The following is a 10,657-nucleotide window of genomic DNA, read 5'->3' on the forward strand; positions in this document are numbered from 1 at the left end:
TTCACTCAAGGATATGGTGATGAACGTTCAAGGCCTGGAAATCGGCATGCAATTCTTCGCCGAACTCCTGAGAAATATCATCCTCTTTATCGGCATACCAGTGAAAATTGATAGACAATCCTTCGCTTGCCGCTTTATTGAGAATATCAAACAAGGTAAACAACATTTTGGTGCTGGAACTGTTGAAATAGACTAATGAAACATGCACTTCAGTGATCAGGATCTGTTCCGCTACCCTTAACTGAGCCAAATACTGCTCTACCTGCTCGATTAACGGCCGGTAAAATGAGGAGGCATTTTCAGGGTAAGATTCACCATCAAGGGATAAATGGTGATTTTCAAACTGAAAATCCACCCTGGGAGTGGAAGAGGTTGCGGCAATATACAGATTTTCTGTTTTTGTTATATTCATCATCTCAAATAACCACTTTCAGATAAAAAACGGATTGTCCCGTTGCCTCTTGAGGTCGAAACGTAAAATCCAGAGGCTCAGTCGCATCCCTTGCCAGCGTCAGTAGCCCGATATTGGCTCCTTTACTGGTTGAGGGCGCCTCAAGCCGCAACGCCTGTTTATAAGCCTGTTTAATTTCATCCAGGCTTAGCGTCTGCAGTGTGCTTAAGCGAATATACAACTGTTCAGCCTCGCTGAAGCAGATACCATTGGCCGATAATAAAAAATATCTTCCGTCTTCAAAACCGATGCACACCACTCCGTGGCGCACTTCCGCCTGGTCACCTTCCTGCGTCAACGCCTCGGCGGAGTAGCGCGAAATATTTTGTACCATCTCGATAAATGTCGAAAACAGCTTGCGACTGATGTCTTTGGGGACATCATTTTTCTTGAAATAGAGACGCAGGGTTTCCGCCAGGGCGGTGATCACGTCCTGAGAGAAATATCCAGCATAGTATAAAAAGGCACTTTTGGGCCTGATGCGATCAAAAGAGGCAATATCCTGTTGTTCAAACATAATCAACTTTCACAGCAATGAATACACAAGGATTCAATAGCGGAATCCCCAAAATGTCACATCATCACGGCGTGGCTCTTCTCCCTGATATAATTGCCACTCCGCCATTAGGTTTGTTGCCAATTCAGGCATCGGCAAGCTTTGATAGCGCTGTAACAGATCGCGCAATCGACGCTTACCAAACATAATGCCTCGTTCACCGCCCACCTGGTCGGTCAAACCGTCAGTCATGGTAAAAAAGATATCCTGTGGATTGATGGTCAATTGCTCACAGGGCCAGACATAGTCGTAGGGGGTATCGGTATAACCCACGCCCATACGGTCAACCGACAGCGCCTGGGTATGCCCCTGCTCTGCCGACAAGATAAAGGCTGGAATACGGGCGCTCACCCACTTTAACGTTGAGGAGAGTGTATTCAGCGCCAGTATCATCACGTCACAGCCATCGTTGGACAATGGCCGCGGCTGGCCTTCTTGCTGAATCTGCCCCAGCGTCTCTTTGATATGTCGATTAATGGCGGATAGCAGCAACTCTGGTCGCTCGCTGCCATGCTGGCTCAATGCCTGATTCAGGGCAGATGCAAAGATCAGGGTCATAAAGGCACCGGGTACGCCATGGCCAGTACAGTCCACCAGCACCATCAGCCAGCCGTTTTCCCGCTGAATAAAATAGTAATAATCGCCACCGACCGTATCGCGAGGTTGCCAAAGCAGAGACCAGTCGTTGAGTGCCAGCGTCATGGCCTGACGGGAGGTCGCCAGCATGGCGCCCTGGATCACGCTGGCGTATTCAATACTTTGCACAATTTGCTGATGTTGCTGCTCATGAACATCAGACACCATTTTCACCAGGTCTAATCCCAACCCAATGCCGAGATATTCCCCTTCGCGGGTAATAATAAAACCGTCAGATAACGACTTGTCACCGGTGATCACCGTTTGTTCGGCCACCGCCCCCAGCGTCGCGGCATGGTCAATAATCAGTGGCGATTTATCCATAAAAGCAATGCAGCTTTTTTTATCGTAAAGTTCACGATAAAAGGGGCGAGACATTTGCGATAAAAACAGATGGCGGTTTATTAAACCAAAGGGACGACGATGTTCTACTACCGGCAGACTCGGTAATTCTTTATGCAAACTAAATAAGGCCAGTACTGCGGCATTATCCGTTTCGGGAGAGATTGAAGGCGCAGAAATACACAGATCCAGTGCCGTCGGACCCGCTCTGCTGCGTGACAATGATTTTGAAACCGGCATGAATGCGATCCATTATAATCAAAGGATAATAAAATCTGGCCTCAGATTAATGGCTCTTTGTGACGAAATTATTACATCCCTAATCGCATCCGCTGGAGATAAGCCTACAAATAGCAGGGATAAATCCTCTTTTGCTACCGCCACATCGACAATAAGTTGCCTTATGGCAAATTAGCGCTTCTCTGACAAAAATAAACAAAATAAAAAAACATATTATCTTCGCCCAAAATAATTTGGGCGAAGGTCAATGACTGGCGGCAGTACAAAGACTCAGGGCATATAACGGCCCTGGACTTATAACAGTTGATCGACCAGCAGCGCGGCTTCGGTCATATCGGCTGCCATAGAAGTGGCCACCAGACAGCAGGCCAGCTGGTTAAGGATCGCCTGCGGGATAGCGACTCTGGCTTGCAGACAGTCATTGATCCAGTTGGCGGTAGTTTGTGCATCTTTGGCTTCGGGTAATGCCTGATCGGTGAACACATAACGTTCGAGCAAAATCTGTTGCCCTTGCTCGCTGATCCAGTTCACTTCGGCACTGCGCAGCGGATTGGCATAGACTTCCCCTTCGGTTCCCTGGGCCAACAAGGCGCACCCGCCGATATCACGGAAAAAGGCCGAAACTCGCTGGATATATTCCGGATGAGAGACACTGGCCAGTCGCAGCGCCGCTTGATCGCCAAAGGGGGTGGCCAGCTTTGCCAATGTATGGCTACTGTTGCGTACGCCCATTTGCCAGCGCAACTGTAATTGCTGCTCGATAGGCGGACAGAGCACGGAAACAGGAATAAACACCGGTCCCTGACCGGCGTTGAGCATTTCCTGCGCCTGCTCGGTTGCACTCGCGGCAGTGATCCCTAATGCCTGAAAAATTTCATGGCTGGTCACACGAGCGGGATCGGCGCTGACGCCGTGAACCACCACCGGGATCCCCAAATGATGCAGCAAAATAGCCAGCAATGGCGTCAGATTTGCCTGCTTGCGTGCGCCGTTATAACTGGGGATCACCACTGGCATAGGCTTGCCGACCGGGGCCTGCAGTCTGATGGTCTGTTCGGCCATTGCCTGATAAAAGCCCAACATTTCCTGCTCGGCTTCGCCCTTGATGCGAAAAGACATCAACAGTGCGCCAAGTTGTAAATCAGGGACTTCGCCAGCCAGCATTAAACGATACAGCGCCAACGCCTGCTCACGGTCGAGATCGCGGGCATGGTTTTTGCCGCGTCCGACTTCTTTAATAATCTTGGTGTAATCCATTTTGCTTGCCTCACGGGGGTATCTCCCCAGCATAACCCAGCACCCCGGGGAGAGAAAACCTTGTCCTGCGTCTTTCTCCAGACTATCACCGGGTTGCAGGAACCGTGATTAGCGACGTTTGGCGCGTTTTCTTACGGCCGTTTTCGGTTTGGCAACCGTGGCGGGCACTGGCAAGGCCCCTGGCTCAGGCATCTCTCGCTGCTCTATGGGAAAAACAGGCAGCGCCGCCAATAAGCGTGAACCGTAATTTTTGGTGATCAATCGCCGATCGTAGATCACGATTTCACCATGGCATTCGTGACTGCGGATCAGGCGACCAACCTGCTGGATCAGATTAAACGAGGCGCTGGGCAAACTTTGCACCTCGAAGGGGTAGCGCTTAAGGGTTTTTAGCCACTCGCCCTCAGTGAGGATCACCGGACTGTCGATGGGGGGAAAGGCGATTTTATGGATATGCACCTGGGTTAATAATTCCCCTTTCAGATCCAGCCCTTCGGCAAAAGATTGCAATCCCACCAGCACGCTGGCCTTACCGGCCTCCACCCGCTGGCGATGTTCTTCAACCAGGCGGTAGCGCGGCTGGTCACCCTGTACCAGTAACATCAGCCGCAGATCCGGCAGCAGACCCACAAACTGTTGCAAGGCGCGATTGCTGGAAAACAGCACCAACATGCCGCGGTGTTTTTCCGTGGCCAGTTCAGCGCGGAAAAAATCGCTCATTTCCTGAATATGCTGCGCTTCATTGGCCATCAGCGGCTCGGTGCGCATTAATGGAATAACAATTTTGCCCTGCTCGACATGATTAAATGGTGAATCCAGGCTGATAAAACGATCGCCCGCCTTTTCGTTCAGGCCGCTCATCTCCTGCAGACGAGAAAAACTGTTCAGCGAACGCAAGGTAGCTGAGGTGATCACTACATGCGGTACTTTGCGCCACAGCATTTTTTCCAATTGCTCACTGACCCGGATACCTACGCAGTGGAATATCAGGTGCGTCTGATTATCAAAATATTCCCGCGTCACCCATTTACCAATCGGGGCATTAGAGGCTTTCTCCATCGCTGCCAGACGCCAAAGCTTGGTCATGGTTTCCAGGTAACCCAGCACACGGCTCATTTGTAAAATGGTGCGGTGCAAACGCACAATGTCGTGTTTGCCGGTTTTTTCGCTGAGATCGTTAAGCATAAATTCAGCCAATCCGCGCAGCCCATCGGTCAATTTAAACAAGCGGGCACAAAGTTCGGTAAGTTCGGCAGGCAATGCCCCCATCTCGAAACGGTGCTCAGCCTGCGGCACATCGACAGGCAGAAACTGAGTGACCTGCTGTTCAATCAACAACAGCAACTCACGCATCTCGCCACAATGCTCCTGCAGACGTTCGGCGTTAGCCAGAGGAGGTGGATTTTTCGGGGTGAACAGCGTCAGGCATTGCTCAATCTGGCGCATAAAATTATCGAGTTGCAGATGATTCCACACCGCGCTGATATCGGCTTCGACCTCCAGCGCGTCGCGGGCAACATCGGGAAGATGATGGCCTTCATCAAGCACCAGCAGGAGATCTTTCGCCGGAGGCAACACCGATTCCGATTCCAGCGCCGCCATCACCAGCGCATGGTTGGTCACCACCACATCGGCGCTCTCGATCTCTTTACGCGCCACGAAGTAAGGGCACTCGCGAAAATAGTGACAGTTGCGGCCGAGACAATTGGCCTTATCAGTGCTGAGTTTCAGCCACAGTGGATCCTGGATGGTTTTTTTATAGTGATCGCGCAGACCATCCCATTCATAACGCGTCAGCGCTGTTTCCAGCGTCTTGCACAGCTTTTGTTCTTCAGAACTCGAGGGGGCCAGTTCATCGCCGAGAAAAAGGCCGAGATCGCCCTGCACCTGTTCCGTGCTCATCATCGACAGATTGCGCGGGCACACATAGCGCCCACGGCCAAAGGCCCCGGTAAATTTGAGGTCAGGAATAATTTTTTTAAGCAGCGGCAGATCTTTACTGAAGATCTGATCCTGCAGCGCCACATTCGCCGTGCTTATCACTAAGGGTTTTTCTTCCGCCCGACTGACAGCGATGCCAGGGATAAGATACGACAGGGTTTTCCCCACGCCGGTCGGCGCCTCAATAGCCAAATGGCGCGCGGCATCGCTGGTCAATGCCTTGGCCACCTCGGCGATCATCTGACGCTGGGGAGCTCGGGAGATAAAATCCGGGATTTGCTGCTGCAGGGCTTTGTACCACTGACTGATCTGATCTTTTACTGCGGAGGACAGCGCCATGCATCTCTTTTCATCTGGGAAACTTGGCCTTATTGTCCCACACTCCCCTGCTCGCGTCAGCTTGCAAATTAAATAGTTCGCAAGATAGCTAGTTTGCTTATTAAAATCATTCTCTTAAAAAAAAGAAAGTTCATTTTCCATTGTCATAAATCGATAACAAATATCAGGTAAAAAATCCTCGCTGAGACAATTTCCGCTCAAGATGGAAATGACAGTACACATGATGAATAGCGTCTTTTAATTAAAAATGTTTAAGACAATGTCTAAACAAAAATACAGGGCTTAAAATGAAACGTAATCTTCTGGCAATATTGATCCCTTCATTACTGATTGCATCTGGCGCACACGCAGCAGAAATTTATAACAAAGATGGCAATAAACTTGATCTCTATGGTCGCGTGAAAGCCGAGCATTATTTTTCTGATTCAGCCAGCAGTGATGGTGACCAGAGTTATGTCCGTTTGGGCTTTAAAGGTCAGACAAAAATCAACGATCTGATCACCGGTTACGGCCAATGGGAATACCAGGTTGCTGCCAACGTTTCAGAAGCTCAAGGTACCTCTGGTTCCAAAACCCGTCTCGGCTTTGCCGGTTTAAAATTCAATGAATTTGGCTCATTCGACTACGGCCGCAACTATGGCGCATTGTATGACGTTGAAGGCTGGACCGATATGTTCCCTGAATTCGGCGGCGACGGCTATACCAAGGCTGACCGCTTTATGACCGGACGTGCTAACGGCCTGGCAACTTACCGTAACCGCGGTTTCTTTGGCCTGGTTAACGGCTTGAACATTGCGTTGCAGTATCAGGGCAAAAACGACGATTCCAGCAGCCGTGCTGCCAGCACCGCCAACGGTGATGGTTATGCTCTGTCCGCGACCTATGATATCGGTGCCGGTATCAGTGCCGGTGGTGCCTATGCCTCCTCTGACCGCACCAACACCCAGGCCGCTTCAACTTTGGGTAAAGGCGATAAAGCCGATGCCTGGACCGGTGGTTTGAAATATGACAATCACGGTGTTTATTTAGCCACCATGTATGCTGAAACCCGCAATATGCTTCCTGTGTCGGTTCCTGCCGGTCAGTCAAGCCTGACGACTGCAGCAGTGAGCGGTTATGCTAATAAAACTCAGACCTTCGAAGCCGTTGCACAATATCAATTCGACTGGGGTTTACGTCCATCCCTGGGTTATGTGCAAACCAAGGCGAAAGATATTGAAGGTGTAGGTGATGCTGACCTGACGAAATACATTGACGTTGCGGCAACCTATTATTTCAACAAAAACATGTCTACCTTTGCTGAATATAAAATCAACCAACTTAGTGACAACAATAAACTGGGTCTGAATAACGACGACGTGGTTGCTGTTGGCATGACTTATCAGTTCTAAGAATACCACCCCTCGCTTCATTATATTTTAATTGATTTTCTTGCCGGGCTCATCCCCCGGCTTTTTTTCGTCTGCGCCAGCTATTTTACCAAAGTTTTCTTACCATTGTCTTTTCCAGCCCGCTGAATCTGCTAAAGTTTTAGACAGCATCTCCCACAACACCTTTCACAGGAAAATTAAATAATGATAAAGAATACGTCGTTGTATAGCATCAGTGCACTGGTTGTTTTGGCCCTGAGCGGTTGTGCGCAACAACACCAGCCGGATGCCGCAGCCCAGCTTAACGATCAGTCGGTAATGGCCCTTAACTGGTTTCAGCAATCAGGGGAGTATCAGGCATTAACTTATCAGGCATTCAATACCGCTACGGTAGCCTTTGATCAGGCGCCGTCACTCACTGGCAAACCGAAGGCGGTGGTGGTGGATCTTGATGAAACCATGCTGGATAACAGCGCCTACAGTGCCTGGCAGGTAAAAGCCAACAAGCCGTTTGACAGCAAAAGCTGGTCAGCCTGGACGCAGGCCAAACAGGCCAACGCCGTACCGGGAGCGGTCAGTTTTGCTCAGTATGTTGTCAGTCACGGCGGGACGTTGTTCTACGTATCTAATCGCGATCAAAAAGATTACGCCGCAACCGTCGCCAATATGCAACGTCTTGGTTTTCCAAACGTCAATGAAAAAACCGTGCGTTTAAGTACCGGGACATCCAATAAACAGGCGCGTTTTGACGTTATCAAAAACGAAGGCTACAACATTGTGCTCTACGTCGGCGATAACCTGAATGACTTTGGAGCCGCCACTTATCATAAGGGCAATCAGGAACGTCGTGACTTTGTGAATAAAAACCATCGTCTGTTTGGCACGCAATTTATTGTTTTGCCCAACCCTCTCTATGGCGACTGGGAAAGCGGCATGGCGGCGGACTATAACAAGTTGACGCCAGAGCAGAAGCTGCGGGTCCGGGCGGCGGCGTTAAAATCATGGGGTGGGGCTTAAGTGTCAATTTATGGCTTAAAAGTCAATTAACTCCGAGGAGCTGTATCGGGTTGGGCTTAAATGGCAATTTTCTGTTTTAAAACTAATTGGCTTTAGAGGAGCTGTTTCGGTTTTATCATTGCAGTGGCCACTTAATCCGCTGTGCCGAACCGAGTTAAGGAGCGCTGGCCCGCTCCTTAACAATCCTGGGCCTTTTGGTGTTGTTGATTCGTCTGCTGCCTATTACCGGCTATGTTTCAGTGACTCCCAGCGTGGCACGAGCCGCGCTGCTCCGCAGTCCCCTTGCTCGGTCGGGAGCCAAAAGCGTCTCCCTCCGCTTCGCGCGGCGCCGTCTCTGAATGTGCCAGTCAACTATGTAAACAGTATCGGTTTGGCTTAAAGTCAATTAACTCCGAGGAGTTGTATCGGTTTTAGCTTAAATGGCAATTTATGGCTTAAAGTCAATGGGCTATGAGGAGCTGTTTCGGTTTTATCATTGCGGTGGCAACTTAACCCGCTGTGCCGAACCGAGTTAAGGAGCGCTGGCCCGCTCCTTAACAATCCTGGGCCTTTTGGTGTTGTTGATTCGTCTGCTGCCTATTACCGGCTATGTTTCAGTTACTCCCAGCGTGGCACGAGCCGCGCTGCTCCGCAGTCCCCTTGCTCGGTCGGGAGCCAAAAGCGTCTCCCTCCGCTTCGCGCGGCGCCGTCTCTGAATGTGCCAGCAAACTATCTACACCGTACCGTTTCAGACAAAGATTTTTCGTCTTTTCGTCTTTTTGTCTTTTTGTCTTTTTGCCGTTGACCTTTAATGTTGCCGGTGTTGCTTTAAATGTTTCCTGGCCGATTCAAAACCTACGCTGAGCGACGTGGAGCGAGACGCTTTTGGCTCGCGACCGAGTGAAGGGACCGCGCAGCGGCGTGGTTTAGGCCACACACCGATGTCACTGGAAAGAACTACAACCGAGGGCACGACACTTATCAATTTGGACAAGGCGCAGGATTCCAAAGGAGGCGCGCCTTCGCCTCCTTTGGGCGGTCTGGGCCGCCGCCCAGTGAGCGCAGCGAATGCCCTTGACCTTGACCTTGAATTAAAAAACAAATTTGCAATTAAAAATCCCCCCCAATGATTTTGTACATCACACTGGTCGCCTCGAAAACCCCCTCCGTCGACAACGCATAACCTGGGATCGTCCCGGATAATTCATACCCCAATGATTGATATAACCCCTGGGCATCACTGCCGGTCACAGTATCTAACACCAATAACTTCTTGCCCGCCGCCAACGCCAGTGCCTCAATTTTTTGCATTAACTGCCTGGCAATCCCCTGCCTTCTGGCATCAGGGTGAACCAGTAATTTGACAACATCACCGCGATGCTGACCATTGCCAGGCATTGCCACCACCAGTTGTACTGTGCCGACAATACGACCATTGATACGCGCCACCAAAATACGTCGATCTCCGGCGCTAAAAGCCGGTAATAGCTGGTGCCAGAAAACCAATGCTTCTGCCTGGCCAAAAGGTGGCACAAAACCCACACTGGCCCCGAGCCTGACACAAGCCACAAGCGTTTCGCTCAGATCCATAAAATCAGCGCGGGAAAAATCCTGTGAATAAGGTTCTTTTTTCAATTCACTGATCGTCAACACGTTGTTAATCCTCATTATTAAGAGCGGCAAATCACAATATTATAATGGGCATCATCTGGGCCAGGGACGTAAAAGGTCGATGTGCCGTAAAGATGAAAACGCAGGCAATCCCCGGTTTCCAGGCGATAAAGTTGTGTATCAAGCCTGAGTTCCAGCACGCCAGACAGCATCCAGATATGTTGCTCAAGACCAAAAACCGGCGGTGCATCATAGTGAATGGAAGCGCCGGCGCCCAGCCTGCCTGACATCAGCTCCGCCTGAAAGTCTCTCGCCGGAGGGGAAATTGAGCGACGTTCAAAACCCGTATGCACATCCTGCCACACCGGCTGTTGTGCCTGACGGATAAGCTCCGCCGGATTGTCTTCTACCGCCATCAGCAAGCGCGACGTTGTCAGGCCATAAACCGCGCTCAATTTACCCAGCAAAGTTGCTGTCGGGCTGGTTTCTGCACGTTCGATACGAGATAACGTTGCCCGACTGATACCGCTTTTTTCTGCCAGCATTTCCAGCGACCAACCCTGATTGACCCGCAGCATTGAAAGCCGCTGCGCCAGCTTTTGTTCATCAATCATTATATGACTCATGGTAAATTCTCATTATTGAGAATGTATCCTTAATATGAGACAAGAGCAACATTGATGGCATCAATTTGTACAATCATGGGGATGGGCTTAAATGTCAATTTACTACTTAAAAGTCAATTAACTCCGAGGAGTTGTTTCGGTTTTATCATTGCAGTGGCAGCTTAACCGACTGTGCCGAACCGAGTTAAGGAGCGCTGGCCCGCTCCTTAACAATCCTGGGCCTTTTGGTGTCTTTGATTCGTCTGCTGCCTATTACCGGCTATGTTTCAGTCACTCCGAGCGTGGCACGAGC

The 10,657-nt window shown here is 50.2% G+C and carries 9 protein-coding genes; 2 read left to right on the plus strand and 7 right to left on the minus strand.

What is annotated here, in order from left to right; all coding sequences use genetic code 11:
• Nucleotide 1 precedes the first annotated feature (1 nt).
• The 5 genes from GW590_RS10210 to dinG form a co-directional block, all read right to left on the minus strand.
• Complete coding sequence (locus GW590_RS10210; protein WP_169402916.1) at nt 2-415, minus strand: DUF1987 domain-containing protein; 414 nt, start codon at nt 413-415, stop codon at nt 2-4.
• A gap of 1 nt (nt 416) precedes the next feature.
• A complete protein-coding gene (locus GW590_RS10215) occupies nt 417-968 on the minus strand; it encodes a SiaB family protein kinase (protein WP_169402917.1) in 552 nt (183 codons plus the stop codon).
• A 33-nt stretch (nt 969-1,001) separates the two neighbouring features.
• On the minus strand, nt 1,002-2,234 hold the full coding sequence (locus GW590_RS10220) for a SpoIIE family protein phosphatase (RefSeq protein WP_408014929.1): 1,233 nt from the start codon (nt 2,232-2,234) through the stop codon (nt 1,002-1,004).
• Between the two features lie 285 nt (nt 2,235-2,519).
• On the minus strand, nt 2,520-3,482 hold the full coding sequence (ybiB, locus tag GW590_RS10225; RefSeq protein ID WP_169402919.1) for a DNA-binding protein YbiB: 963 nt from the start codon (nt 3,480-3,482) through the stop codon (nt 2,520-2,522).
• Between the two features lie 108 nt (nt 3,483-3,590).
• Entirely contained in the window at nt 3,591-5,762 is a 2,172-nt protein-coding gene (dinG, locus tag GW590_RS10230) for an ATP-dependent DNA helicase DinG (RefSeq protein ID WP_169402920.1), read from the minus strand.
• 287 nt (nt 5,763-6,049) lie between these two features.
• On the opposite strand from dinG, the gene GW590_RS10235 reads away from it, so the two are divergent.
• Together GW590_RS10235 and GW590_RS10240 are read left to right on the plus strand one after the other, a co-directional pair.
• Nucleotides 6,050-7,153, plus strand: a complete 1,104-nt coding sequence (locus GW590_RS10235) for a porin (protein ID WP_169402921.1) — start codon at nt 6,050-6,052, stop codon at nt 7,151-7,153.
• A 183-nt stretch (nt 7,154-7,336) separates the two neighbouring features.
• Complete coding sequence (locus tag GW590_RS10240; RefSeq protein WP_211186700.1) at nt 7,337-8,149, plus strand: 5'-nucleotidase, lipoprotein e(P4) family; 813 nt, start codon at nt 7,337-7,339, stop codon at nt 8,147-8,149.
• Nucleotides 8,150-9,238: 1,089 nt separating this feature from the next.
• Here GW590_RS10240 and GW590_RS10245 read toward each other — a convergent pair.
• Together GW590_RS10245 and GW590_RS10250 are read right to left on the minus strand one after the other, a co-directional pair.
• Complete coding sequence (locus GW590_RS10245; protein WP_235955916.1) at nt 9,239-9,718, minus strand: GNAT family N-acetyltransferase; 480 nt, start codon at nt 9,716-9,718, stop codon at nt 9,239-9,241.
• An 80-nt stretch (nt 9,719-9,798) separates the two neighbouring features.
• Complete coding sequence (locus GW590_RS10250; protein WP_235955903.1) at nt 9,799-10,365, minus strand: helix-turn-helix domain-containing protein; 567 nt, start codon at nt 10,363-10,365, stop codon at nt 9,799-9,801.
• Nucleotides 10,366-10,657: the final 292 nt, after the last annotated feature.

The sequence above is a fragment of the Rouxiella aceris genome (assembly GCF_012933545.1).
GTDB lineage: Bacteria > Pseudomonadota > Gammaproteobacteria > Enterobacterales > Enterobacteriaceae > Rouxiella > Rouxiella aceris.